Genomic DNA, 25447 nt, shown 5'->3' with positions numbered 1-25447 from the left:
CAATTGATTCACATTCTTTTAGTAGATGATCATCAAGTGGTCGGTCTAGGTACTAAAACCATATTAGAAAATGAGCGAGATTTTAAGGTTACTTATTTACATGAACTAAATGAGGTACATAAAGAATTTGAAATGCATGATTATGATATTTATTTATTCGATATCCAAATGCCTCAGTGTTCAGGTATTGAATTAACAAAAAAGCTTTTATCAATACAGCCCAAAGCTAAAATTATTTTATATACGGGCTATGACTACTATTCACAATTTAGTTCACTTATGGCTTTGAATATTTGTGGGATAGTTAGTAAAACTGTTCCTTATGAAGATTTAATTATGACTATACGTGCTACATTAAAAGGGTATGCTTTATTGCCTTTACCCTTATTAAAAGAACTTAAACAAAAATCACCCTCAAGCAATAATTTAAGACTCACTCAAAAAGAAATATCAATTCTTCAAAGCTTGCTTAAAGGGTATAGTAATCAAGAAATTGCTGATCAATTGTTTTTAAGTATACGCGCCATTGAATATAACTTAACTAAAATTTATAAAAAATTAGGCGTAAACTCTCGTACAGAAGCTGTATCAGAGGTAATACGCTTAGACATTTTAAAAAGGTGATCTGCCCTAATGTTCTAATAATATAAAGTAAGACATGCTCCTGAGGTTAAGAACATTAAAATGTAGGAAGCTATTTGAATATCCTCAGATTGTTAGAAATACTTCTAACAATTTGGGGGTTATTAATAAGCTGTAAAAAGTCTTTACCACTTGTAGTTTTTGAATTTTTCCGTTCTCTATTTTTATTCATTAAATGTTGCCTTATTCTAGCTAATTGATTTTGAATTTTTTATAGCAAATGAATAATTTCACAAGCCTAAAGAACAGCTATTTCTTTAGCTGAGTTTTGAATTGAAGAAAAAGTTTCTTTCAATTTAGGTAATGGTAACCAAGAAAATCTATCTTCTTCTATTCCTGAAAGTGCCAACAACATCCCCGCTGCTCCAGAAAAAATGTCACCTGAAAGCTTATAGCAATAGTCTCCCGGCATAAAATATTTATCATGATCACTAAGTACATATAAATTTAAGGTGTTTAATGTTCTATCTAAGAATCTTCCTCCCGTTTGAAGCTCGATATCAATTGTGTTGGCAGTTATGATCATCCCGCCTAAGCCACGAAATAAACCCGAACCGTAAAAGCATTTGGAACTAGCCACTTCCCCTATTCCCTTTAATTCAGTTTCCCATCTCTTATCCTTTAACAAATGTCTTAACTCTATCATGCTAAGACCTACACCCGCGCTGCCACCTGCAAGGTACGGAATAAACCTGTTGTTTTCTTTATCGTTAACTTGATACACTCCTGAATTATCCATAATACATATACTTGTATCTTTTTCTAAAGCTTGCAGGGAAAGTTCTAACCATACTTTGTCATCAGTAGCTTTATATAAGGCACTATAAAATAGAGAAACACCTGACCATCCATCTATTAATCCTAGTGGAATCGCATCAGCATCGTTAGAAGTTACCACTATATCTTTTTCAAGAAGAGAACGCAACTGAAGACCTATTTTAATAGCACGATCAAGCATGGTCTTTAAATCTGGTATATAGGATGCAGATATAAATGCTAAGCCTATACCAGCTAATCCCGTTCTGATTGAAATATCTGCATTATCCGATTCTAATTCTATTGAATCATAGATTGCTTTGGATCTTTCAATCATCCCTAATTCATAAAGTACTCCTGCTACTCCTGCTTTTCCTGAAAAAAGCCCATTATCAAGCTGATTAATATATTCTTCCGAACTATATTTTAATGTCCAGGATTTTGCTATTTCAGGTACATCACCTGTACGTAATAGTGCCATGATTACTCCAAAGCCACCCGTTAGTATGTTAAAGAATCCACCTAAGGTTTCATATTGGCGAATATCCCCAGATAATAGTTTATTATCAGTCTTCAAATCATTGACAATACCTGCTCTGATTGATGAGATAATTTCCGGTAAATCTGATCGATTAAAATATTTAGATGGCGCAGATAGAAGACTTTTTTGCGGGATAACGCTCCTTTCATTACATTCACTTCCAATTTCTTCAATTAATCTCATTGCCTTACTACCGAATTGATCAAAAATCCATTGATCATGTTTCTTTATGATATTCACCGCTATATCTTGAACAGGTCCTATCGGTAGAAACACATATCTCGCAATGCGAAGTAAGGCAAACCAATCTGTCTGTTCCCTTGAAAGATTTGGAGCACCTACGAAACCAAGTCGCATTAAACCTGAAGGAATACTATCGTTTAAATGACTCGCAGCTTCAAAATCAATTAGTTTAATATCGTTAGAAGCTGTTACCATTACATTTGCTGGCTGCAAGTCGCCCATACCAACGTCTCTAGCATGGATAGATTGCAGAGCATCTTTTAATTGTCTTAGTATAGAACATGCATTATTACAATACTCACTTGAGTCTTGCTGTGCAGAGAATGGATAATTCGTGGCTATCCAAGTATCTAAAGATGTCCCGCTAATATACTCTTCTGCTAAAAATACATGTTCCCACTCTTGAAATTTTTTATGAAATGAAACCACAGATTCTAATCCTAGAAGTTTCTTTAAAATACTAGCCTCATGATTTAAACGCTCTACTGCATCTCTTCCTTGACCATCTAAACCTGCATGTGGGCGCCCCTCTTTCAATACCACTTTAGTACTTGAAGGTATGTGATTTGCCACATAGACCCCACCACCATTACTGAAGTGCAACGCAGATTCAATAGTATAATTATCAAGCTCTGATTCAGCAGTTTGTATTTTTTCATGCTCTTCTGTCATTTTATTTACAATTGGCGGTTCTTCTACAAAATCGGGAATCGTATAATAGGGTAATCGATAATCGGGTATTAACTCACCTAAAGGATTTAGAATGGCTGGAATTTTTGATGCACCCTTTATCAAGTACATTTCCTTAAATGCCCCGTACCTAAAATAAACATTCCCATCCAACCATCTTTTATCGTTCAATATGTATGGACCGTTTGAAAAGTCTTTTAATAGAGAATGTAGCTTCTCTAAAAGGAAAGTAAATTGATTTTCGTTATTCGGATAAATCGTAATAAATTTACCTGATGATGCCCTGTCACCATATTTAGAGTTCTTTAATATCAATTCCCACACATTTGATACATGCTTAAATGGAACTGAATTCTCAAACAAAAAATCCGAAACAACTTCTAACATTTCTTTAGCTTCTTTTGGAGTAGAACTAATATGTATCTTCCAACCCTGAATAGGCAAATCAGAGTCAGGCTTAGAATAATATGTCCAATGTTTATCCCAGTTTATAACCCAATTGAAGGGTACATTAGAAATTTTCAGAGCCGACTCTGTCGCCTTTTCAAGTGGAGGCTCATAATATTTCTCTTTATGATTAATATATTGTACATAACGCAAATCCATAAATTATTACCTCCACTCTGAAATTAGCTACTTAAGTTTTAGAATCCTGTACCTAGACCACCGCAAGTAAATGCACTCATTTGGCTTGGTGTACCGATACACAAGAATTGGCTGTTTGTGGAATTACGAGCTGCACCTTCTAAATTTCGGTTATTATCTACATCCATCTTTTGCAACTCTAGTACATTTGATTTCTTTTTGTTATATGTCATCATTTTCACCACCTTTCAAATTTCAAAATGGAATATCTTGTATATCGCTATCATTTTACATCTTACAAAAACAGAAAACAACCAAATATTTACTTATTTTACATTTTAATTACACAATACGGTGCATAAGACCCCCATCTATCATTGACATCTCCATACCAAACTAACGCTTAAAAAACTTTAAAAATTGTTTATTTTCCAACAAATTAAAAAGTAGGTTTATAGATAGGTACTTAAAAATTGATAAGAAAAGTATAATAAATTGCTTTATTAGATAGGGATTCTGCTTCTTATTCTGAAAATACATATTTTAAAGATGGTTTAATTTATACATTCTTTTAATACCTAAAAACCCAATAAAAGCGAAAATAATAACACCTATTAAATAGATTTTCTGACTTGTTATCACAGAAAGTATCGTTACACTAATACATCCAACAATAAATAATATAATCATGATTACTGAGAAACTATCGTATTGTTTTTTATTGAGAAAATTTGTCAAAACAATCAATACTAGCTGTTGTGCTACAAATAATGCAGCAACTGCAAAGAAGGCTATTCTTTCATTTAATGCTATTAATACAATCATTAAAACTATAGCCATCATCCATGAAGTAAGCATTACATAATAAGAAGCATTTTTTAAATTCATTTCTTCTCTTTCATCTGTTTTACCTAAAAGGGATTTCATCTAAATTCCTCCTTTTTATTAGTAGTTAAGGCTACTCATCTTCGAAAATAAATATTTGTTCAATCGGCTTATTGAAATGCTTAGCTATTTTATAAGCTAATTGAAGTGAAGGGTTATATTTGTAGGTTTCCAAAAAATATATAGTTTGCCTAGAAACCCCAACTAAACTTGCTAAATCTTCCCTCGATAATTTCAATTTCTTTCGCTCATTTTCAATTGTATTTTTCATTTTCCACACCCCTTCGTTAAGTATATTTAACAACTTTACGTTAAGTATACTTAACACCCCTTCATATGTCAACATTATCCTTTTACTTATAAATATGGCTCATCACCAAAAGTCGTAAGTGACAAAATCAGCGACCTGTTCTAAACGTAAACGGAGGAATAAACGGTCTTCATTTCGATAGCCGAAACCACGGTTTGATGAGTTTAATTTTATTATTCGTGCCTTCCATAATGCCACTTAAATAGTCGTGAAATAATGCTATCTAGCAACGCTTCTTCACGTGTTATCAATGTTTTTGCGATTTTAGAAACGGCACCGCGCATATGATTCAATGCTCGATAAATATGTATAGTATGTAAATTTCTGGACATTTCGCAACAAATCCGCGTTCTTCTTCAGTTAATGGTTCAGGTTTTCGTGCCAAACAACGGTCAATGAAGCGCGATTTATGATGCTTTTTGGCCTCTCCTAAATAACGTCGTCTTCGTTGCTGGGCAACGGTGAAAAACTACAAGAGATGAAAGCGATCCAGCAAATGAATCTCGGTTGGATAAACTGCTTGGATCGCGTTTGCCATCGCTGGAGCGAAATCACTGACCACTGCACGAATAGGACTCGTTACTTTCTATAAAAAAGTGGTAACCTCGCCTTAATCTCAGTGTGGGACAATCGCCAAAATACGACCTGTAATCGGCATTTAAAACACCGGTCGTATAATTATGTCCTTTGCGCAAGGCGACCTTATCTACACAGATATTTGTGGCAATTTCTTCACTTAATTCATCAGCTGCATACAAGTAATACCAACGCTCAACAGTCGTATAGGGCTTAACGGTAATAGCATTTTGATAAACTTGGAGCACAAAGAGAAATGTAAAATTATTGAATTAACAGAAAGTCAACCACACATTATGGTGAAGAGCCAAAAGTAGTACAAACTATAAATCAGTTTGTACTACTCATATATTAATTTATGTACTTGAAGTAACTTCAAGCCATCAATCAATCATTAATTATTAATCACCAGCTGATGAAAATGAACTTCCAGATGAAACACAAGCTCCCCAAGAAGCTACACAAGCAAATGTACCAGCCGTTGTAAAGCCGTTGTACTCATGTACTTCAGTTTCTTCAACAATTTCGATAACTGACGACATTTGAGCATTACGCTCTTCAATATTTGTGTTTGTTTTCATATTAATTCTCCTCTCTACTTCTTTATCAACCAAATGAAGATGCTGATCCTACTGTTGAAGCGCAGCCACCGACAGTACTTCCAAATGTACCTGCAGATCCCCAAGTACCTGCTATTTCTAAAGAATTGTCTTCTTCTTCTAAGTAAATTGAGAACTGCTTGTTCATTTCTTCATTAGGTGCATTTTTTACCATTTCAAATTTTTTATTCATATTAGTTCTCCTTTACATAAATTTTAACCCCAACATGACACTGTACCAAGCGATGATGCACAACCCGTTGCAGTACCTAGTGTAGAAACTGTTGCGAAAGAAGCTGCAACTTCTAACGAAGTTTCTTCTTCCTCTAAATAAATAGCATTCATCGTTTCAACAACTTGATTTTCTATTTTTTGTTCAACTTGAATTTTTCCTGTTTTCATATGTTTTTCACCTCCTTTCAAAGATCTAGTCCTTTTTTATTAACAAATACAACTTCTAAAACTGTAATTACTAATGCATAAATCAAAATGTATAAAATATTATTCACATACGTACCAAAAAAGTAATCACCGCTTATTCCAAAAAGAACTAGACTACCATCGTAATATCCCATTAAAGGATTAATAATCAAAAATTTCTGAATATCTCCCAAACTTATATTTAATTGTGTTGAAAATAATACTGAGAAAGTTAAGCTAAAAATGATAATTAGCATTGTAAATGTCCCTATATTATTAGCAATATTTTTATTTGAAATTTTGCTGCCTAAAATAGTTGCTAATGGATTTAAAGTAAAGAAACTTACATTAATTAAAATTAATAGCTTCAGGATAATATCAAACTCCATATACCCTAGACTACTGAACAATAAAATAACAAATATACTATGCAAATTCAGAATGATAATATTCGCTACTTTTCTTCCAAATAAAAATTCTGTATCTGATATAGCAGTTTGTCTAAGCCATTGATATGTACCTTCTTCCTTGAACCCGACTATATTTTGTAACGGAAATACAAAGGAATAAGTTAGTACACCAAACATCAGAGATGTCGAGAAAAACTGACTATTAACTAGTAACTCCAGTTCTTGTTCAGACATATTAGATTTTCCAATCATTAATACTGCGATGCCAAAAAACAACAAGGGCATAAATATATTCGTTAGTAACAGTTGATAACCTCTAAACTGTTCAATAAGATGAATTTTAGTTACAGAAAACAGCATATCTTTATTTACCATAGTATTCTCCTAAATCATTTGTTTATTTGTAAGAAACTGTTGTTAAACATCTATCATTTCACGCGGAACCATCAATCATTGTTTTTTAGTTCAATCATATAATCGAACAAATTTTCATAGCCTTTTATCTCATGGCTTATCATAATGATTAACTTGTTATTATTTTTCGTATACTCTTTTAGATTTACACAAAGCCTTTCTTTTTTACTTTTGTCTAAACCTGCAAATGGTTCGTCTAAAATAATAATCTGTTTATTTAATAAACAAGTTAAATAGATACTAAGTGCTCTCTTCTGGCCACTAGACATTTTCTTAATAAGTTTTTTTTCTAGCTTGTCAATCTCTAAGCTTTCCCTTAACTGCCTGTCATCGCTTAAAATATTTTGATTAATCTTTTTCCAGAAACTAATTATTTCTTTCCCTTTTAAATCCGGAAATGCCTGAAACTCCTGCGTTTGATACGCAACTGAATCTTGAGATAAGCCATTTGGGAATATTATTTCACCTTGCTGGATTTTTAAATTACCTGAAATTATTTTAGATAAGGTACTTTTCCCGCAACCATTCTCTCCACATAAAAGATATATATTTCCAAATTTTAAATCCATGTTTACATTGTGAAATAATTGAGTATCATCATTGTAGCTATAGGATATATTCTCTAAGATTAGTTCCATCCTAAAAATCCCCCTTATTTGGAAGTGAATGCATAAGAAAAAATCGGAACATTCTGACTTCCTAACACAACACTATTCCATTCATCTTGAATTATTCCCGCAAAAACAGTTCCTTTTAGTTCTTTGTTAATGCCATAAATACTTGCTAGCTGACCAAAAAAACCACTTAAATGTAAGATTTGTTTGTACCAAGTTAGTTCTTCATAACGATTTTTCAAATCATTTACATTCCAAAGAAAAAATAGTACACCTGCAGCCAAATGCATTTCTTCCTGCAAATATAAATTACTATTCTCAATTTCTTTACGTAAAGGAACTTCTTCAAATTCCCCATTCACGAATCGATAAATGGTTTTGTCATTCTTTTGAGCGATTAAACTTTGATTATCTACAAATCCAAATGTAAGTAAATCTTTGTCATACATTATTTCTCCCTTTATTTCTTCCAAAAAGGTAAACAATTCTTTAATATCATGGTATTTTAGTCTCTCCATACCTTCTTTTTCAAATAATCTAAAGGAATTTCGAATGTGGATATTTTTATCGTAATTTAAATTAGCTAAACTACGTATTTTATTCAAATCGAATAGTTTATCAGATTGCTTCGCTGAATATGTTTCTCTTACAATTTCTTCAATCATATTTCTTTATCCCCACTCCTTGATTGATTATTATATTGCTCAGATTTAACCCTAAAGCTTTAGTAATAGCTTTCTCATCAAAACTGTCCATAAATAATACTTCCGAATTGGCAGATAGAGTATGTTTTAAAGCTACTAGCGTTGCTAACACCACACCGCTATTTAAATTGGCGACTTTAAAGCCGAATTCTCTGTATTTTTCTGCGATTATATCGACATCACTACCAACTAAAATTACTCCTTCATAACCATCCAAATTTTCTATGAAACATCTTTTAATTTGTTCGATGCTATTTGATATTTGGAACATATTATCTTTAATATTATTGTATAAATAAATACCAATACCATTTAATTTATTTGGATTGAAATTTAGGTAAAATAGTCGATTGGAGTTTATATTGCCTCCCGTAGGCGTATTTTTTTTCCTTGAATCATTTTCTTTAAATCCATTTAAAGCTATTAACAGTTTATGAATATCATCAGGAATTTCGCCATCAAACTCTAACCAAAATTCCCCATTTATTTCTTTTCGCGCTAGCTTTAAATTCCCAGCTCTATAGTGTAAAAAATGCCCCTTTTTATGTGAGTAGTGACCCGCCGAAAATGCTGTAGCTAATTCGAATTTTTCTAATAAACTGAGGTCTTCACTCATTTCCATTACACTTTTAAAGGTCGTGTGGTTATTTGAGAAAATATACATACCACGATTAAAGTTATATTCTGCTAATTTTAAAATAAACTTCATGGCTGTCATAAAAATTATTTGGGCATCTATCGCTTGATAATCATTTATAAAATTTAGACCTTTATATAACTGTTTTGCTTGATTCTTCGAAATGGCATCTCTCGATATAACCGGTCCAATTATTAATCCATCATTTGTTTTACAAAAAAGTAAAGTTCTATTATTTTCATCCACTAATTCGATGTCTGCCAAATCCTTCACTTCTTTAAGCTCCCAGTCCGCTTTATTATTTTGAGTTACCTGGAAACCATCTAGTACAAACAAATCATTTAGCTTCTTTTTTACTAAACTATTATTGATGCTAAGCTTCAAACCAATGGATTTTTTGTAGCTTTCAATCGCTTCAACACTTTTGTAATTATTCGTAGATTGATTTAACTTAGAATAATATTGAGCGTTTTTTAATGTTGGTTCTAAAGAATCTAAACAACCATTTTGATGTAAAATACTTAATAGATATAATAGTTCATTTCCAATTTCTTCATTTGTGTGAAGTTCTTCAATAAATTGTTTAAAAGGCTTATTATTTTGTTGCAAAGCATTAAGCAGCTGTAGTGTTAACTGTATAGACTTTTCACCTTTTAATTTGAATGGACCTTTTACACCTCCGTAAATAATTATTCCATCGTTTACAAAATACTGTACGCTAGGAAGTAAAGTCGGTGTCTCTGGCCAGTAAATCATTGGATCCCAAATCATATTAGTCATTCGCTAAAACCCCCTTCATGCTGGCATATAATGTTGTTTGATCATACATGAACGAATCACAATACCGACAACCTGTAGTGCCACTAAATTTTTCAAGAGAATACAAATTGTTTAGCATGTTATATGAAAATAATGCACCTGATAATTCGTTCTTATTAATTGAATTCAGTAAAATATTGCAAAAGTTTTCAATCTCATATCCAAAATTGTTTGGAATTGTTTTATAATCAACTCTATTAAATAGAGTGTCATACAATTTCAGAGTAAATATATTTTGCTTGGATCGTTTAATTACACATTTAGGACAACAATACTCCTTTGCTTTCTCACCAGTAATATTAAAACCGAAGACATAAATATGATTCGGTGTGATAAAAATAGGTATGTATTTCAACCCGTTGATTTTATCAGCTTTTTCCTCAAGCTCATTTACACATAATCCATCATATACAAGTAAAACTACTTCTTCTGATTGCAAATTTTCAATATTACTATACGGAATAAGGCTCACTGGTTGCTCAAGTTGCTTAAAAGCATCTTCAAAATAGTTTTTTCCTAATCCTAAGCCTGAAATGATCATTATTATTACTTCCTTTTCATTCAAATTTGGATTAATTATCATGTATTTAATTTTATAAGTTACGAAAAAGCTAAAGGATAATGATTTAATTTAGTTAAATAGTCTTCCCCATAAATCGGTTTAGCAAATTGTTCAATGCGCTTAGAGTCTAAAAAACGGCTTCGATAAACAAATGAAATTGGTTGTAATTGAGGGATAATAACTTTCACAGATTTAAAGCCCTTTTCAAGCACTTCTCTACAACTCATATCCGTAACATAAATCGACATTTCTAAATTTTTCAAGGTATTCACTAGAAACTTTAGCTCTTCTTTTTTACATTCGAAGTTTTGCCCTACATATTGTAGCTGTTCAAGTGTGGGGGCTTGTTTGAAAAAATCAAACACGTGATCATTGAAATCATGGGCCATATACCTTCCCCCCTCATCTACATGGACAAAATTTCTATAATCCACATTTTCATCAAATTTAGTTTCTTGGCTAAAGCTAAACATGACCGAAATTAATTCCTTTTTCAACTTACGTTTAATATTAGTAAAATCCGTATCAGCAGCGAACATTAAAACATTTTTCACCTTATCACTAAAGTTTGATTTAGCATGAGCACATACCGTTATAATGCCTGGAACAGTACTGACGTCATAAAAATTTACTTCGCCTAAGAAAGGTGATGAAAATACTTTTTGCTCCTCTTCATCTAAAAAGTGGTTTATTCTCCCATTAACTCGCTTCAAAAGCCATGTAAGTGCGATACCATCTCGCTCGATTACTTCATAAATACCGTTAATCGTAGCTTGAATATGATCTTCATGCAGTGCTGCACCAGTAGAAATCGGATTCGTTATTTTGTCCCCATGAAAGCTTTTATCGTTATATAAATACACATAGTTTTGAGGAATTAGCTTAATTTGCTGTGTATGTAAATCTACGCATTCAATCCAGCTATACAACTCATTTTCATCAAAAACAATATTAGGCGAATTTTCATATTTATTATTTGATGGGAATTCAGTCATATCTACAACCTGATGTTTTAAATTTGAGTATGTATCAACGATGACTTTTCTCACATTAACAGCGTTAGCGATTCTTTCGATTGCTTCAAATTCTGCATACTTTTTTGCATCTTCTTTTGTAGGACCTGTACCAGCTCCATACAGTTCTTTAGCTGCGTTAGTAATTTTTTTATCAAACAAGTAGTCTACTTTACCTACTTTTGAAATCGATATATACGTTTCTTGGATTCCAAAATTCGGTGCGATAATCCAGTTATTCATGGACATTTACTCCTCTATCACAGTTTTGTAGTAAAAGATAATATACGTACACTTCGTCACGAGGATTATAATTAAGTCTATTAAGCGTCATATGAATAAAATTAAATGCTAAATGTTTTTGATCTTCTGGTGTGGCAATAGTTAATTGATTAATTATTGGTTTTACCTCATGAATTAATTTATCTATTAATGACTCATCGAAATGTACGCTTTCAAAATTAAACGATAAACTACTATTAGGACTAAAATATTTGTAAGTATTAGCCCAGTATTTCATAGCCTTTTGTATAAACTCTGGATTGTACAACGAGAAACATTCTAGTAATTTTATGACTAAACCAACGACTTCTTTTTCCTCTAAGCGATTAAATACAACGAAATCACTCACTATGCCTGAGAAATCCTCATACATACTTAAATTCTCTTTATACTTAAGTATTTCCTGATCGTATATTCTTCTAAAGACTGAATTTTCAGGAAAAAGAGCGTGTAATTTATTATTAAAATCATCTATATTTTCTACGTCTTTAATTCGAAGTCTAAAATGTTGACCCCTTAAATCACTATATATCGTAAAGAAAAACTGCCCTTTAGAAAGTTTAAATTGGTGTATTAATGCCTTTGAGCAACTTATAAACTTCTCGTAACTACAGTTATAAATATGGAAACTCTCCCACATATCTATAGTTCCTCCTCAACAATTAAATTAATATATTCAATTAATTTTGATGAGCAATTATAATTCATTCCATTCGGATTTTGTTCCATTAAATACATATCTTGCTGCTTAACATATTCTATAAAAATATGTACTGCTTCTAAATTTAACAACGAAATATAAATAGGTTTTTGAAATGGATTATTTATAGCGTATAAAAAGAATTGTATTGGCATTTGGTTTACTTCAAAATGCTCTATGAGATTTAGCATCGTTGTAAGCGGATCCTTAACTAAGCAATTTTCAATTTGCTTATAGTTCACCTTAAATGATTGTCTATCATTTACTAACATTAGCTTTTCCTTCATTTTACCTTCCATTCTCCAGGGCGAAAGTAAATTTAATAGTATCCCTTTAGCTCCAGAATATAGATGAATAGGTATACTACCGAAGTAAATTAAGTTAATAAGTTTTCCCATATACTTAAAAATTAATTCACCCTTTAAAAACTCTATTTCTATATCTTTTATATCCTGTGGCCAATAAATCTTTTGATATGGCGAATGACCTGTATTTACATTTGATGAAATATCATTATCAATTACGAGTTCACACATTTCTCGGTTAGCAGGGTAAACGGTTTTTAAGTATTCATCTATATGTTTTTTAGCGACAGAATCCATTTTTAAAAATTCCCGTCCTAATAAAAATCCGTTGCCAGGATAAATATTATTGTAAAAAATCATATCGTTATCTAATTTATTAAAAAAAATACTATATGATTTCTTTTGCTTGCACTTAATTTGATAAGATGGCCTATCACTATTTATTTTCCAATAATCTTCCCTGTAAAGGATTTTCCCTTCTAGATCAAATAAATAATCCAGTAATGTTTTATTCCCATGTTGTAAATGAAGCTCATATAGTTTTTCTGCATAAGTTTTATACTTCTGATTTTCAACCACTACATCTGCCATTTTGTTTTTTTGAAAATCCTTGCTCTTTGTAACATCGAAAAAGTTTTTCTTTGAGTCACTATAACCTATATAACTTATATACACTGGCTCATTACATATCACATTTATAATTTCTTGCTCGACACCAAAGCTTTGTAAATATGTTTGTAGGTTCCCTTTAGTTATAACTTCATTTCCATCGCCCACCAATTTGTTACTAATATCCCTTAAATTTTCGTCCATCTTTAATAAGTCTTGTAAGTTATTTAAGTCACTATAGAAGTCTTTATTAATATTTATTAAATGATTTTCTATTACAAACTTTAAATCATGACGAATTTCGGATAAATCTAAATAACGAAGTTCTTGATCTTCACTATTAGATTTATTTTTCAGAAACGAATTATACTCGTTTGAAAACAATAAGTTCTCCCTTATATAAAACGATTTAAAATTAGTACTTATGCTCTGAATTTTCTGCAAAAGACAACTTTTATCTGCCCTTTTAACAAATGGTGAAATTTGATACTTTAAAAGCCCAACTATTTTTGGGTTTTTCGTCATCGCCTCTAGTACAGCTGAAACAAAATATGGATTTACTTGCTTTACTTCCCTAAGTGATTTTTCAACTACTCCCTGTTCTCCTGGGAATGAAGTTATTCCCGTATAACTAAGAGCATTAGTTTTTAAAATGTTACGTTGAACATAAGAATATCTATTTTTTTTATATGATATTTTCCTGTATTTTTCTTCATTTATTATCTGTTCAAAAGCTAATGCATTTGTTTCTAAAATTAGCTTTTTGAAATTTTCATTTTGTAAGAAAAAATGATACTTATTTTCTTTATTTATCTTTTGGTTTAAAACTTCATAAAGATTCTCAATCTCCAGTTTTATCTTCGCCAACTGTGTAGCACTGTCTACCTTATCAAGCAATGCATTTTGAATTTTATCTTTTTTTAATGCATCTCTTATTTTCATGACCTTTTTTAACTCTTCTTGATTATTTTCAAGGTATAATGATTTAGATAGCTCTTTAATTTCAATTAAAATGTCTTCTTTTAACTCTGCATACTTTACTTTTAATAGTTTTAATTGCTGAACTTCTTCGATTGAAAAATCATTTAAGTGCATAAATGTTTTAAAATCGAATAAACTTTCTCTTTTATATGTATACATTCAAATCACCAACCTATCCGAATAGACTAATGAACATGTTCACCAAATTGATGATCATAAATAGCCATATCAAACTAAAAAGTAGTGTATATAAGAAATAAAAACATAATTTAAAGATCCCTAGTTCTTTCAGGACTACTTTTACATTCCCTTTAAAAATCTCTTTTATATAACTTACCATTTCATTTCTTAAGTTAGATTTGTCAAAATAATTAAGAACAGATTGAGTAAAATCCGTTGGTAAAAAAATATTATAATTGTAAATAGCTAGCAGTAATTGGAAATTCACTACAATTAACAATGTAGGGCTTTCAAATACGACATACAACGATAAATATGTCATTAGTAATAATAAATCTGCAACTAATCCAACAAATGCAATATTCATTTTTTTCTTAGTATAAGAGGTCGGAAATATACGAACGAAAAATATTGGCATAGTATAATATTTAAATTTAAAACCAACCTTCTCGATTCTAATATTAAGCATTCTAGCTATTAAAATATGAGATCCTTCATGAAAGAAGATTACTCCAATTAAAAACAACAATACACCTTTCGCTAATGCACTGGTATTTAATAAAACATCATTATTTAGAAAGAAGACATTATTAAATACCGAATACTGAAAAAACAACCAAACATTAATAGGTATCAGTATAAAATATAGCGACAAAAGAAAAATTTTAACTTTTTCTGTACTTAGTTCTTTTTTAAAGCTAATAATCCTATTAATAACATCAGCTGTTCTATTCAACTTTTTTGTATTTTTAAATCTTTCATTTGTAATGTAATCGAATATTTCTTGTTCAATCATTTTATAGTCATTAATATTATGGTTGTTTCTGACCCTGTAGCCTTTTGAAGTTTGTATATCTACTATATAAGATAGATTTCCATCGCTATCATATTCACATATAATATCCTTCACTATAATTTCTCCTTTCTTTTAAAATATTAACAATTCAAAGTGCCGAACTATCTTATGCTCTAATTATTTAGCTTTTTTAATGTTTGTTCTTGAAGCTATATATTCATATCTACTCCCTTCTAGCTATAAAAAATAAGCATACTTATATTTTTGCTCTTATATCTCTACTTTACAAAATCGAATAGATGCTTAATAACATCGTATATACAAATAAAGTTAGCAACAATAACTTCGGAAAAACTAATCAATATGGATAAATGTAGTTTTTTTTAATTAATGATTATATTAAAAATATAACACCTCTTTTACTTTCTGCCACCGAAGCACTTCCACAAACATCCCGCATACTAAAATTAGTATTTCCCACAAATCCCGCAAAATTCTCTAAAAAATTTGGGCCTTTTTAAGCCGACCAAAATTATAAAATTACAGAATCATGTATTCCCTCCCCCCCTGCATACAATAAACAAGACCACTATTGGCGAAGGAGATGTTGAATTGTCAAAAATCATTTCGATCAGTACATACAAACCACCGTACACATTACAACAGACAAATGCAGAGGAGCTAACGAAGGAGCTTTTTCATGCAAAAATCCCTAAATTAGAACGCTACTTAAAAGTGTTTGAGAATGGTGGTATTGCAAAACGCCATTTTTGTGTGCCACCGGAATGGCATCGTACGGATCATTCCTTTGAGGAACGTAACGATTTATATATTGAGCTTGCTACACAATATAGCGTTAACGTCATTCAAGCCTGTTTACAAAATGAAACGTTTTTACAATCACCGATTTCTCCTAAAGATATCGATGCTATTATTTTTGTGAGTAGCACAGGCATTTCCACACCGAGTATTGATGCACGGGTTATGAATCAACTTCCTTTTTCAGACAGACTTAAGCGTATTCCACTTTGGGGACTTGGCTGTGCTGGTGGTGCAGCTGGTGTTAGTAGAGCCTATGATTTTTGTCGTGCTCACCCGAAAGCGAAAGTTCTTGTCGTTTGCGTTGAGCTTTGTAGTCTAACCTTTCAGCCAAATGATTTTTCAAAAAGTAATTTAATTGGTGCCTCTCTTTTTGCGGATGGCGCAGCATGTATACTCGTCTGTGGAGACGAAGTGAATATCGCAGTAAAAAAATCAACACCTACAATTATCGGAACTGGCTCTAAGTGGATGCCAGATTCAGAAAATGTTATGGGCTGGAATATTAAAAATAATGGCCTACATGTCGTTTTTCAGAAAAGCATTCCTGCCATCATCACCAATTGGCTCGGTCCATTCATTGAACAATTTTTATTGGAACATGAACTGTACAGTGAACAGCTTGACCATTTCATTGCACATCCTGGCGGTAAAAAAGTATTAACAGCCTATGAAGAAACACTTTACTTAGCTCCCCAAAAAACCGACATTTCTCGGGAAATATTAAAATATCATGGAAATATGTCATCTCCTACGGTGCTATACGTGTTGGAGCAATTTATGTTAAATGAAGGACAAGTAGAGGATACTGGTTTGCTCGTCGCTCTTGGCCCTGGCTTTTGTGCTGAAGCTGTATTACTTAAATGGAGGGAGTAGCATGATGATTTACATTATTTTGGTCCTCGTCATTCTACAAAGATTGACAGAAGTTTTCATTGCAAAACGCAATGAAAAATGGATGCTCTCACAAGGGGCCTATGAAGTCGGTTCCTCTCATTATCCGTATATGGTTACTTTGCACGCCGCCTTTTTCTTGTTTTTAATGATTGAAGTAGCTACTAATCATAAAAGTGTATCGCCTTTATTTCCGTTATTGTTTTTATTATTTATTGCCGTTCAAGCATTACGCATTTGGTGTATCCGTTCATTAGGGTCTTTTTGGAACACAAAAATACTCATATTGCCTAATGTAGAAGTGGTACGGAAAGGCCCTTATACATTTATGCGTCACCCAAATTATGCAGTGGTTTGTTTAGAAATTATTCTTTTGCCTTTAATGTTTCAAGCATACTTCACAGCCTTCTGCTTCACACTTTTAAATATAACAATGCTATCTGTACGCATTCCAATTGAGGAAAAAGCTTTACGAGATGCAACAAATTATAATCATGTATTTCACAAGAAGATTTCGGAATCCTAGCCGAAATCTTTTTCCACTTTACAACACAAAAAGGCTGTTTCATCTTCCTTTTGAAACAGCCTTCCACAACATACTTTTATACAGTTTTATCAGTATTGATTTCTATCGTTAGCTCATTCAATTTGTGATCCAGGTCTTCAAGCAAGCGTAATTTATGATTCAACTGCTTTTCAAAATCCATTGATTGAGCCAATACCTTATTCACTTGAGCATCTACGCGTGTCAGGAACTCGGGATCTACCTTCATTTTTCCATTTAGGGAAGGGCTTTGTTTTTTTACATCTGCTAATTCTTCCGATAATTTTGCTATTTCACTGCTTTTCTCCTCTATTTCTTTGGCTAAATGCTTGTTAAGAATGTCTGAATCGGCTTGCTCTAAACGGGATCTTTCGATGGCTTCAATGATCAACTTCATTTGTTGGCCTATATCTCTTGTAAAAACATTCAACTTATTTTCAAGGCCATCCACTGAAGTCTTATCTGAACTCATAGAAAGTAATTCATCTTTAGTGAATTTTAGAGTTTCCTTTAATAGCTTATTTTCTGCACGCAGTTCTTCCAGTTCTTTTAATAAACCTTCTATCGAAGAAAGTTGTTTTTTCTTCTGGATTTCTCTTCCTTGTATATCATCAAAGTAAGTTTTTATTGTTCTATCATGGTCTCTCTTCAGCTTTAAAAGCTCCATCGAAAGCTCCTTTTTTTGTTTTGCTAATTGAACATTTTCTCGCTCTAATCTCAGGACTAGTGAATAATAATCACTATCTCTGAGCCTTTTAACTTCATTTTTATATTTCGCTAATTCGGCTCTTAAAAAAATGATCATTTGCTGAAGTTGAATAGGATCATTGTTTTTGACAATATCATTATCCACACTTACACCTCCTATCACGACAATTTTTTAAGTAAACTAATCACTTCTTCAAATTGCTCCTTACTTTCCTCTAACATCTCATCAAGCTGTTTAATCAGCTTCATTTCTATTTCCTCATCGCCAACTTCTTCAACTTTTCTCTTTTCTCCTGACATTAAATAGGCAAGAAGTAGATTCAATGTGCCTTTTTCGAGATAAGCAAAGCTATTATTTTTCGTATTACTATAGTTAGATAGATTCGTAAGCTGTTCCTTTATTAGTTGATGGACAACACTATCTATTTTTTGATTTATATTTTCAGACTCACTCATTTTCATCCTCCTGTGTATAACTCATTCCATTGAGATTAATAGGGTTTAAGACGACGACACCCTCTTCGAACTGATCACAATATGTAAAACCCATAATACTTCCTGAATAAGATGAATTATTACCCCATTTGATTTGAAAGTTAGGAAATGATAGTGTCTCGTTTGGCTCTAACGTTGTTTTTCCTATAGGTCTAAGCCAAAACTCCTCCTTGCTCGATTGATCATTAATTCGCTCCCAGCTACTGTTTCCTTTTAAATTTGGTGCGAAATGTTCATAGACATACCTTCCTGAGAAGGAGAATGGGGAGTCTTCAGGTAGCTTTATACATAGAGAAGGATTCGTTATAGGCTGATTACCTATATTACGAATATGATAAGAGCCCAGGCATAAGCTTTCCTCATCGGGATTATAAGAAATATTGATTGAGGATGTGAAATAACTAATAACGTTGACACTTTCCGGAACGATCAACTCCTCAATCGCTTTTTTCATTTCATGAACATAAAAATCCGTTTGGTTTTTTAACTCATTTATTTTTTCTTCTACACGATCGATGCGAGTAAGCATAATCAGTACCCCCTTGCTAATAGTATTGAATTAATCCAAGCAATTTCAAAATTCTTTATGTGGCAGTTACGTCATTCCATAAAAAAAAAAGAGAGGATTACCCTCTCTTTACAATATGATGTTCTTCTATGTGTTAGTACCATTAACCGACAGGTGGGAATATAGCAGGGCATTGCGCTGGGCGAACTACACCCGGACATGCGAACGGTAATTCTGCTCTTGGCTCGCAGAAAGTCGCTAAAAATTCCACAGTAACTGGGAATGTAGATTGAATACTTTGGCAAACAGATAAAGTAATAGTTAATGCAGAAAACGTAATTGTACCTGTACCAGCTGTTAATGTTCCAGTTGTACATACGAAACAATCTAAATCTGTGAATAAAATTTCTACATCTGTCCCTTTTGGCGCACATAATGTAACTTGTTCGCAACGAGAAAGTGAAACAGTATTGCTTGTAAACGTAGTGCCGTTCGGTAAACAAACAACTATTGTAAGAATAAAATTCTTTTGAATAGTTAAATTTTGAAGACATACAGTTGAACCATCGATGGAGAATTGGCGATTCTCACGGTTCAAAATAACAATAGGATTAGTAGCTGATGGAACTACCCTACACGTAACTACCGCACCAGTTAAATCTGTCAATGGCGTTACCCCTGGAAAAGTAATTGGTCCTGTAGGAGAAAAATCAAACGACATTTCCTTTACAATCCAGTCAAACACCTTATCGACGTTTATACAAATTAATTCTTGTTGCGCCTGGGATGGCATATTGTCTAGCATCCTTTTGACACCTCCATAAATTTTTTATCTTTCGTTTGTATCATATGTTTTTTTGCTATAAGTGTATGGGCTAATGAATAATTTGTTTTGATTTTTAATCAATGATCCCTCGGCACAGTTGTAGCTGTCGCTACAGAAAACAGTTGCCGCTGTCGCCCAGATAAAACGATGTTGGTTGTCGCTTCACTTTCGTACAATTAAACTGCCGCAGGACATGGTGTTCTTATACGGAGTTCCTCTATTTCAGCGAATGTCTTTTGTACCGAAAGCGTAGCGACAGGTACAGGTGTTTGTACACCATTAAAAGAAGTTAAAATTCTTCAGTATCAGAATGAATCATTTTTGCTTTTCTCCTCATCTAATGGAGGAATTAAAATGTTCGAAAGGTCGGTATATTTGTAACAGAAAGTAAATATTTTTAATAAAATATGAATGGATAGAAAGGGGTGAAATGCAATGGAAAATTCAAAATTGTACTCCACTCAAGACATTGAAAAAATGAAGCAAAAGATAGAAACCTACAAGGACACGTTAACTTCATTAAAAACTGGAACTTCAATTGAAGATTACCTATTTATGAAAATGGATTTTGACGAGGTTAAAACGCAAATGGCACTTTTAGAAGAGCTAACTGAAACTATAGATGATACGAAAAAAAATCCAAAAATCAGGGGATATGATGAGCAGGTACAGTTACTATCGGCACAAATTGGATCTCTGAATCAAACGATTGAGGGCATGAACCAAGAAATATTAATGGTTTTAAACAAATTACTGACGATTGAAAATACTGAAGCTTTAACAACTATACCTAAAACTGAAAACACATCTAATTTTTTTGCTAACAGTGTACGAAGGGATCTGAACATTACACAAACAACAAATCAATCGGCGATTACATCAAAACAGCCATCTTATAAAATGCTACAAAGTCTTGCAGGTAAAGCAATAAATACGCAATTAGATGGTAACAATGGTATACCTTCTACTCGTAACGAATATCAAAGAGAGGTACCCGAGGAACGCCATTTTAATCAACAATATTTTCAATCAATAAATACTCATCCAAGCCAAATATATAATGGCTTATATAGAAATACCACCGCCGATTCCACCTTCCATTTTAAACACGCTACGAACACACAAGAAATTCCAATTAGTATGAATGGACCTGCTTTACCACCTGAAGATACCTCAACTCCTGAGAATTACAGAAGAAAAAACACTGCTGTCACTGTAGATGAAATGAACTCTACAATAACGAATGAGCCAAGCAATCTTGAAGAACTTGAAACTGTTAATGAGCCTGTCACGGAAGCTGTTGATAATGCTAATGAACCTGTCATTCTGGAAGCTGTTGAAACTGCTAATGAACCTGTCATTTTGGAAGCTGCTGATACTGTTAATGAGCCTGTCATTTTGGAAGCTGCTGATACTGTTAATGAGCCCGTCATTTTGGAAGCTGCTGATACTGTTAATAAGCCTGTCATTCTGGAAGCGACTGAAACTGTTAATGAGCCTGTCACTCTGGAAGCGACTGAAACTGTTAATGAGCCTGTCACTCTGGAAGCACCTGAAACTGCTAATAAACCTGTCATTCCGGAAGCAGACAAAGTGGTTAACGAGAAAGAGGACGTAAATGAATCCTCTATTTTAAAAGTTGATGAATGTGAAATTCTTGAACCTATATTAGAGGAAGTATATGAAACCCATGCACAAATTGAAGAGGTAAACGAGCAACCCGAGTTAAAAGACGAAGCACCTGAGGAAAACAAGAAAAAAGAGAAGGGTTCTTTGTTTTTCAATTTCTTTCGAAAATGGAGTTAGTTTAAAGTTGTGGTGTCCCGAGGGTAACAATCTAGATATGTACGATAAATTTGTCCAATACGTGTGAAAATACATATTGGACTTTTTCTGTTTAACTAACCAGAAAGTCAAATTCATTATAGAATACTTGCCATTGACAATAACGCCTCTAAAATGCCTCAATAAATTCCACATATAAAAACTACAATGTGGATATTTGCCCTAACCCTATAATCTTAGCTGAATAGAATAATGAAGAAAGGGGGTGTAAAAATGTGTATGAATTGTATGAATTCAGCGTGCGGCGGCTGTGGAAATAATAATAATGATTGTGTTGCACGCGGTCCTTTTGAAGCTATAGATGCTGCATGTATTACTACTCCGCCAGCAACAGGCTCTATCATCCCATTCTCATCAGGTATTGTTCCTGTTGTTTTAACAGCAGTTGCCGGTGGCTTGATCGGTACTGTAAGTGAGGTAGGGTTCGGCACGTCTATTCCAGGGGTAACTCTTGTTGGCACAACTATAGACGTGACAAGTGCTGTTCTTGGAACGGAGGCCTTTTCAGTTCCACGTGCAGGTACTATTACATCTATATCTGCATCATTTTCTGCAACAGTTGCTTTAACCCTTATAGGAGCAACAGCAACAATCAGAGCACAAATTTACCGCGCGCCTGCGGGAAGTAATATTTTCAGCCCTACAGATGCATTTGTTGATTTAGCACCAGCTCTATCAACAATAGCAGTAGGTACTATTGCATTTGGTACTAGAAACGTTACACCAGTACCAGTAGCTGCTGGTGATCGTTTACTAATGGTGTTCTCCGTTACTACATCAGGGCTTGCTGCTGTTATTACAGGTAACGCAAGTGCAGGAATTAATATTGTATAATAGATAATTATGTTCGTAAGTTAGATTAAAGCTAACATACAGTACCTTTATCCGTGTAACATATGATATTTACTTGAAAAACAATTTCAAAAGTAGGTGATTTTCTCCTAAGAAAATCGCCTACTTTTCATTCTAATAATAAAGTTATTATTTCGCCAAAGCGATCTGAATATGAGCAAGATGATGCTTCCCGTGCCAAGCATATAAGGCAACTGCTTTTTCAAGCGTCATTAATCCTGAATCAGGATGATTAAATGCTCGTTGTAATTGCTCTGCTGTTAAGCTTTCTAGCAAATAAACCCAGCGTGCATGTAAGCCTTCAATCAATTTATAAGATACCGAAACTGGTATTTCCGAATCCGGAAGCTGTGCCCATTCCGCTTCGTTATAAGGCTTAATCGTTGGAATATCCTCTGTTAAAGCTAGCTTAAAACGGATATAGCTATTCATATGACTATCTGCAATATGATGGACAAGCTGCGTAACCGTCCAGCCATTTTCTCGGTAAGATTTGGTTAAGGCTTGTTCACTTGCTCCGTTTAGTGCCTCTGCTAGTTGTGTCGGTAATAGACGAATATCCTCTATCCATTCCTTCACTTGCTGCGCTGTCACTACTTCCGGAAATTGAAATTGTCCAATTGGATATCGAAAATCGGTCATGTAGCTATCCTCCATTTCTATGTTCTTAATTTTCATATTACCAATTTTATATTTTTCACGCTATTCACATTTATCATTCTAAGTAAAACCCTCATTTTGTAAGAATTTTATCTTACAAAACGAGGGTCACATTATATGGTATATTAATTTTTTATTCAGTAATATCATAAATTAACGTATCAAAATAGCTCCCATTCGTATAAAGTAAAATTGCCCAGTCCCCAGGTTTCGGGATCTTCACATTTGAAGGTGCATGTGCATCTGCACCATTAACAGATCCACTAAGTCCTATATTCCAACCATTTACTAAAATCGGATGTATGGTGTTAGAATTTTTGTGATACCTGACAATTGTTAATTGATTATCACGTTCTTCTTCAATACCCCAAATATGCCACATCCATTTTTGAGTGTTTAAACTTGGCATATCGACTCCAATAACACCTGATTTATTTGAGTTACCAATAATACCTCTGTCTCCAAATTCAACAGCCTTTTTGTCCCAATCAATTGAATTAAAATCACTTTCTTGCACAAAGTCAGGCAAATCATCTGGCAGAGTAACTGCTTTCTCATTCATTGTGCAGCCTACTAAAAACAACAACACTGAAAACAAAACTACACACTGCCTCACTTCATCCCCCCTATTATAATCATGGCTCTTTCCTATGAAACGATTTTTCTGCACACACTTTTACAGATTATTCAGAAAATATATTTTCTAGTTCAACCTATTATTCTATAAACCTCATCACATATTTAACTAACGACTTTAGAGGATGAATAATCGTTAACGCTGACTCTTTTTCGAATTGCCTCGCAGCCTCAACCATTGAAAGCTGTGCAACCGAAATATGCTGCTGTTCCCCTGCTACATGATGAAGAGTTTGTTTAATAGCGTTATTATACGCATCCTTTTTTCCTTGAATAATCAATTCAAACGTATTGTCGATAACTTTTACTTCAGCATTAATGGCTTTTTCATGTAGTAAAGCGTATTGCTGAAGTCTGTTCATCGTCCCTTCTACGGTTTCAGGATTTGTAAAAAGAATTGTTTGAGGCTGTTTTTCTTCACATACTGTTTCAAAGAACGGCTCATCGATTTTAATAATGGGAATAGAAAGTTCTAGCTGTTCTTCCTCTAACAATGCAATATAATTCGTGCACGTTATTAGAATGACATCTATATTACAGCTTTCCATCCATTTAAGTTGTTCTTTAATCTTAAAGGCTAACCCTTCAGTTCCTTTTGAAACTTGCTGGATAAGACCTGGATCCACAAAATGGATTAGTTCTACCTTCTCCGTATTTTGAAATGCCTGTTCTATATACTCAATATTTGAATGATGTGCATGTAAACAACCAAGCTTTTTCTTCAAGTGAAGTCCCCCTAATTAGTAAGCCATTGTCGCTACAGAAAGAGCGAAACCGTTACGATTTTCTTCTTTGTCCTCTTTTGTGACAACATAACCTAATGAGCGATATAACTCAATGTTTCTTGGTACGCTCATTCGTACTTTACATTCGCTAATCAATTTTCCCTTCATACATGCGAATTGTTCAAGCTCTTCAATTAATGCCTTAGCCAATCCTCGTCCTTGCTTTTCTGGAATAACGGATAATCTAAAAAATCAATTTCGCCTTGGCGTAATTGCGTCCGGATTTTGAATTGTGCCCGCACAATTCATTCCTTCCAAAATCCGTGACATCCGCCGGAGGCTTTATCTTCATTCAGTGTTTAAACACCCATTTAAAAGGAACTACATCTTCATTCATCTCAACATCCTCCGAGGAGGGAGTCTTCTTCTGAATGAAGATAAATTCTTTGAGCACTAAGTGTGAATCTTACAATCGCAACTGGTTGCTTATCGATATATCCGATGAAGGCATGCTCCCCTTTCTCCATCGTCTGTTCAATCGATTCAATTGTTTCACTTAGTGCACTTGATGGTGGTGTTGCATGTTCATACTCTTTAAAGGCTTGTAGCATAACGTTATGAATTGCTGATGCATCCTTTGCCTGCGCTAAAATAATGTTCAT

General features: G+C 33.3%; 30 protein-coding genes. 5 read left to right on the top strand and 25 right to left on the bottom strand.

All coding sequences use genetic code 11. The features are described 5' to 3' along the window. Positions 1-3 precede the first annotated feature (3 nt). Positions 4-624 carry a response regulator gene (locus ACVYAD_RS10275; RefSeq protein WP_476426249.1) on the top strand — a complete coding sequence of 207 codons (621 nt, stop codon included), beginning with the start codon at positions 4-6 and terminating at the stop codon, positions 622-624. A 256-nt stretch (positions 625-880) separates the two neighbouring features. Here ACVYAD_RS10275 and lanKC read toward each other — a convergent pair whose 3' ends face one another. The 16 genes from lanKC to ACVYAD_RS10195 form a co-directional block, all read right to left on the bottom strand. Then, positions 881-3478: a class III lanthionine synthetase LanKC gene (lanKC, locus tag ACVYAD_RS10270; RefSeq protein ID WP_476426247.1), complete on the bottom strand. Its 2598-nt coding sequence runs from the start codon at positions 3476-3478 to the stop codon at positions 881-883. A 38-nt stretch (positions 3479-3516) separates the two neighbouring features. Then, positions 3517-3693: a SapB/AmfS family lanthipeptide gene (locus ACVYAD_RS10265; protein ID WP_476426245.1), complete on the bottom strand. Its 177-nt coding sequence runs from the start codon at positions 3691-3693 to the stop codon at positions 3517-3519. 307 nt (positions 3694-4000) lie between these two features. Further along, positions 4001-4384: a hypothetical protein gene (locus tag ACVYAD_RS10260; protein ID WP_476426244.1), complete on the bottom strand. Its 384-nt coding sequence runs from the start codon at positions 4382-4384 to the stop codon at positions 4001-4003. A 31-nt stretch (positions 4385-4415) separates the two neighbouring features. Further along, positions 4416-4613, bottom strand: a complete 198-nt coding sequence (locus tag ACVYAD_RS10255) for a helix-turn-helix transcriptional regulator (protein WP_476426243.1) — start codon at positions 4611-4613, stop codon at positions 4416-4418. Positions 4614-5629: 1016 nt separating this feature from the next. Then, a complete protein-coding gene (locus tag ACVYAD_RS10250) occupies positions 5630-5809 on the bottom strand; it encodes a thiocillin family RiPP (protein ID WP_476426242.1) in 180 nt (59 codons plus the stop codon). 25 nt (positions 5810-5834) lie between these two features. Beyond that, on the bottom strand, positions 5835-6020 hold the full coding sequence (locus tag ACVYAD_RS10245) for a thiocillin family RiPP (protein ID WP_476426240.1): 186 nt from the start codon (positions 6018-6020) through the stop codon (positions 5835-5837). A 23-nt stretch (positions 6021-6043) separates the two neighbouring features. Next, a complete protein-coding gene (locus ACVYAD_RS10240; RefSeq protein WP_476426238.1) occupies positions 6044-6229 on the bottom strand; it encodes a thiocillin family RiPP in 186 nt (61 codons plus the stop codon). Positions 6230-6246: 17 nt separating this feature from the next. Beyond that, a complete protein-coding gene (locus ACVYAD_RS10235; protein WP_476426236.1) occupies positions 6247-7032 on the bottom strand; it encodes a hypothetical protein in 786 nt (261 codons plus the stop codon). 71 nt (positions 7033-7103) lie between these two features. After that, complete coding sequence (locus ACVYAD_RS10230; RefSeq protein ID WP_476426234.1) at positions 7104-7709, bottom strand: ABC transporter ATP-binding protein; 606 nt, start codon at positions 7707-7709, stop codon at positions 7104-7106. A gap of 14 nt (positions 7710-7723) precedes the next feature. Beyond that, the gene (locus ACVYAD_RS10225) at positions 7724-8350 is read right to left on the bottom strand and encodes a hypothetical protein (protein ID WP_476426233.1); all 627 of its coding nucleotides are present in this window, start codon (positions 8348-8350) and stop codon (positions 7724-7726) included. Beyond that, a complete protein-coding gene (locus ACVYAD_RS10220) occupies positions 8343-9806 on the bottom strand; it encodes a nitroreductase family protein (protein WP_476426231.1) in 1464 nt (487 codons plus the stop codon). Before ACVYAD_RS10220 ends, ACVYAD_RS10225 begins: the two co-directional genes overlap by 8 nt. After that, a complete protein-coding gene (locus ACVYAD_RS10215) occupies positions 9799-10386 on the bottom strand; it encodes a hypothetical protein (protein WP_476426230.1) in 588 nt (195 codons plus the stop codon). Before ACVYAD_RS10215 ends, ACVYAD_RS10220 begins: the two co-directional genes overlap by 8 nt. 59 nt (positions 10387-10445) lie before the next feature. Further along, on the bottom strand, positions 10446-11663 hold the full coding sequence (locus ACVYAD_RS10210) for a YcaO-like family protein (RefSeq protein ID WP_476426229.1): 1218 nt from the start codon (positions 11661-11663) through the stop codon (positions 10446-10448). After that, positions 11656-12342: a lantibiotic dehydratase C-terminal domain-containing protein gene (locus tag ACVYAD_RS10205; protein WP_476426227.1), complete on the bottom strand. Its 687-nt coding sequence runs from the start codon at positions 12340-12342 to the stop codon at positions 11656-11658. Before ACVYAD_RS10205 ends, ACVYAD_RS10210 begins: the two co-directional genes overlap by 8 nt. Positions 12343-12344: 2 nt before the next feature. After that, a complete protein-coding gene (locus ACVYAD_RS10200; protein ID WP_476426225.1) occupies positions 12345-14456 on the bottom strand; it encodes a hypothetical protein in 2112 nt (703 codons plus the stop codon). Between the two features lie 13 nt (positions 14457-14469). After that, positions 14470-15387, bottom strand: coding sequence for a hypothetical protein (locus ACVYAD_RS10195; protein WP_476426223.1), 918 nt, complete (start codon positions 15385-15387; stop codon positions 14470-14472). A gap of 498 nt (positions 15388-15885) precedes the next feature. On the opposite strand from ACVYAD_RS10195, the gene ACVYAD_RS10190 reads away from it, so the two are divergent. Together ACVYAD_RS10190 and ACVYAD_RS10185 are read left to right on the top strand one after the other, a co-directional pair. Next, positions 15886-16968: a type III polyketide synthase gene (locus ACVYAD_RS10190; protein WP_476426221.1), complete on the top strand. Its 1083-nt coding sequence runs from the start codon at positions 15886-15888 to the stop codon at positions 16966-16968. Position 16969: 1 nt separating this feature from the next. After that, complete coding sequence (locus ACVYAD_RS10185; protein ID WP_476426219.1) at positions 16970-17512, top strand: isoprenylcysteine carboxyl methyltransferase family protein; 543 nt, start codon at positions 16970-16972, stop codon at positions 17510-17512. 76 nt (positions 17513-17588) lie between these two features. On the opposite strand, the gene ACVYAD_RS10180 is transcribed toward ACVYAD_RS10185, so the two are convergent. The 4 genes from ACVYAD_RS10180 to ACVYAD_RS10165 form a co-directional block, all read right to left on the bottom strand. Further along, a complete protein-coding gene (locus tag ACVYAD_RS10180; protein WP_476426217.1) occupies positions 17589-18383 on the bottom strand; it encodes a hypothetical protein in 795 nt (264 codons plus the stop codon). Positions 18384-18397: 14 nt separating this feature from the next. Beyond that, positions 18398-18694, bottom strand: coding sequence for a hypothetical protein (locus ACVYAD_RS10175; protein WP_349659381.1), 297 nt, complete (start codon positions 18692-18694; stop codon positions 18398-18400). Then, on the bottom strand, positions 18687-19262 hold the full coding sequence (locus ACVYAD_RS10170; RefSeq protein WP_349659382.1) for a hypothetical protein: 576 nt from the start codon (positions 19260-19262) through the stop codon (positions 18687-18689). Before ACVYAD_RS10170 ends, ACVYAD_RS10175 begins: the two co-directional genes overlap by 8 nt. Positions 19263-19404: 142 nt before the next feature. Beyond that, complete coding sequence (locus tag ACVYAD_RS10165; protein WP_349659383.1) at positions 19405-20046, bottom strand: BMQ_0737 family morphogenetic spore coat protein; 642 nt, start codon at positions 20044-20046, stop codon at positions 19405-19407. A 456-nt stretch (positions 20047-20502) separates the two neighbouring features. Here ACVYAD_RS10165 and ACVYAD_RS10160 point away from each other — a divergent pair, with 456 nt between their 5' ends. Both ACVYAD_RS10160 and ACVYAD_RS10155 read left to right on the top strand, forming a co-directional pair. After that, positions 20503-21873 (top strand): hypothetical protein, encoded by a 1371-nt coding sequence (locus tag ACVYAD_RS10160; RefSeq protein ID WP_476426214.1) that lies wholly within the window; start codon positions 20503-20505, stop codon positions 21871-21873. A 252-nt stretch (positions 21874-22125) separates the two neighbouring features. Continuing rightward, positions 22126-22746 (top strand): exosporium glycoprotein BclB-related protein, encoded by a 621-nt coding sequence (locus ACVYAD_RS10155; RefSeq protein WP_476426213.1) that lies wholly within the window; start codon positions 22126-22128, stop codon positions 22744-22746. A 147-nt stretch (positions 22747-22893) separates the two neighbouring features. On the opposite strand, the gene ACVYAD_RS10150 is transcribed toward ACVYAD_RS10155, so the two are convergent. From ACVYAD_RS10150 to ACVYAD_RS10130, 5 genes are all read right to left on the bottom strand, one after another. Next, positions 22894-23406: a YfiT family bacillithiol transferase gene (locus ACVYAD_RS10150; protein ID WP_476426211.1), complete on the bottom strand. Its 513-nt coding sequence runs from the start codon at positions 23404-23406 to the stop codon at positions 22894-22896. Between the two features lie 151 nt (positions 23407-23557). Beyond that, positions 23558-23986, bottom strand: coding sequence for a hypothetical protein (locus ACVYAD_RS10145; RefSeq protein WP_476426209.1), 429 nt, complete (start codon positions 23984-23986; stop codon positions 23558-23560). Positions 23987-24140: 154 nt separating this feature from the next. Beyond that, complete coding sequence (locus ACVYAD_RS10140) at positions 24141-24785, bottom strand: hypothetical protein (protein WP_476426207.1); 645 nt, start codon at positions 24783-24785, stop codon at positions 24141-24143. A gap of 15 nt (positions 24786-24800) precedes the next feature. After that, complete coding sequence (locus ACVYAD_RS10135; protein WP_476426329.1) at positions 24801-25019, bottom strand: GNAT family N-acetyltransferase; 219 nt, start codon at positions 25017-25019, stop codon at positions 24801-24803. Between the two features lie 164 nt (positions 25020-25183). Then, the gene (locus ACVYAD_RS10130; RefSeq protein WP_476426205.1) at positions 25184-25447 is read right to left on the bottom strand and encodes a hypothetical protein; all 264 of its coding nucleotides are present in this window, start codon (positions 25445-25447) and stop codon (positions 25184-25186) included.

This window comes from Lysinibacillus sp. G1-3 (assembly GCF_056322905.1).
This window is presented reverse-complemented; position numbering and strand designations above follow the sequence as displayed.

Coding starts and splice junctions, on each gene's coding strand:
- ACVYAD_RS10240 (WP_476426238.1), bottom strand. CDS start 6,229: ATGAAAACAGGAAAAATTCAAGTTGAACAAAAAATAGAAAATCAAGTT.
- ACVYAD_RS10175 (WP_349659381.1), bottom strand. CDS start 18,694: ATGAGTGAGTCTGAAAATATAAATCAAAAAATAGATAGTGTTGTCCAT.
- ACVYAD_RS10155 (WP_476426213.1), top strand. CDS start 22,126: ATGTGTATGAATTGTATGAATTCAGCGTGCGGCGGCTGTGGAAATAAT.
- ACVYAD_RS10170 (WP_349659382.1), bottom strand. CDS start 19,262: ATGCTTACTCGCATCGATCGTGTAGAAGAAAAAATAAATGAGTTAAAA.
- ACVYAD_RS10205 (WP_476426227.1), bottom strand. CDS start 12,342: ATGTGGGAGAGTTTCCATATTTATAACTGTAGTTACGAGAAGTTTATA.
- ACVYAD_RS10215 (WP_476426230.1), bottom strand. CDS start 10,386: ATGATCATTTCAGGCTTAGGATTAGGAAAAAACTATTTTGAAGATGCT.
- ACVYAD_RS10265 (WP_476426245.1), bottom strand. CDS start 3,693: ATGATGACATATAACAAAAAGAAATCAAATGTACTAGAGTTGCAAAAG.
- ACVYAD_RS10220 (WP_476426231.1), bottom strand. CDS start 9,806: ATGACTAATATGATTTGGGATCCAATGATTTACTGGCCAGAGACACCG.
- ACVYAD_RS10165 (WP_349659383.1), bottom strand. CDS start 20,046: ATGCTAGACAATATGCCATCCCAGGCGCAACAAGAATTAATTTGTATA.
- ACVYAD_RS10230 (WP_476426234.1), bottom strand. CDS start 7,709: ATGGAACTAATCTTAGAGAATATATCCTATAGCTACAATGATGATACT.
- ACVYAD_RS10200 (WP_476426225.1), bottom strand. CDS start 14,456: ATGTATACATATAAAAGAGAAAGTTTATTCGATTTTAAAACATTTATG.
- ACVYAD_RS10225 (WP_476426233.1), bottom strand. CDS start 8,350: ATGATTGAAGAAATTGTAAGAGAAACATATTCAGCGAAGCAATCTGAT.
- ACVYAD_RS10245 (WP_476426240.1), bottom strand. CDS start 6,020: ATGAATAAAAAATTTGAAATGGTAAAAAATGCACCTAATGAAGAAATG.
- ACVYAD_RS10250 (WP_476426242.1), bottom strand. CDS start 5,809: ATGAAAACAAACACAAATATTGAAGAGCGTAATGCTCAAATGTCGTCA.
- ACVYAD_RS10255 (WP_476426243.1), bottom strand. CDS start 4,613: ATGAAAAATACAATTGAAAATGAGCGAAAGAAATTGAAATTATCGAGG.
- ACVYAD_RS10150 (WP_476426211.1), bottom strand. CDS start 23,406: ATGACCGATTTTCGATATCCAATTGGACAATTTCAATTTCCGGAAGTA.
- ACVYAD_RS10185 (WP_476426219.1), top strand. CDS start 16,970: ATGATGATTTACATTATTTTGGTCCTCGTCATTCTACAAAGATTGACA.
- ACVYAD_RS10145 (WP_476426209.1), bottom strand. CDS start 23,986: ATGAATGAGAAAGCAGTTACTCTGCCAGATGATTTGCCTGACTTTGTG.
- ACVYAD_RS10235 (WP_476426236.1), bottom strand. CDS start 7,032: ATGGTAAATAAAGATATGCTGTTTTCTGTAACTAAAATTCATCTTATT.
- ACVYAD_RS10260 (WP_476426244.1), bottom strand. CDS start 4,384: ATGAAATCCCTTTTAGGTAAAACAGATGAAAGAGAAGAAATGAATTTA.
- ACVYAD_RS10210 (WP_476426229.1), bottom strand. CDS start 11,663: ATGAATAACTGGATTATCGCACCGAATTTTGGAATCCAAGAAACGTAT.
- lanKC (WP_476426247.1), bottom strand. CDS start 3,478: ATGGATTTGCGTTATGTACAATATATTAATCATAAAGAGAAATATTAT.
- ACVYAD_RS10130 (WP_476426205.1), bottom strand. CDS start 25,447: ATGAACATTATTTTAGCGCAGGCAAAGGATGCATCAGCAATTCATAAC.
- ACVYAD_RS10160 (WP_476426214.1), top strand. CDS start 20,503: ATGGAAAATTCAAAATTGTACTCCACTCAAGACATTGAAAAAATGAAG.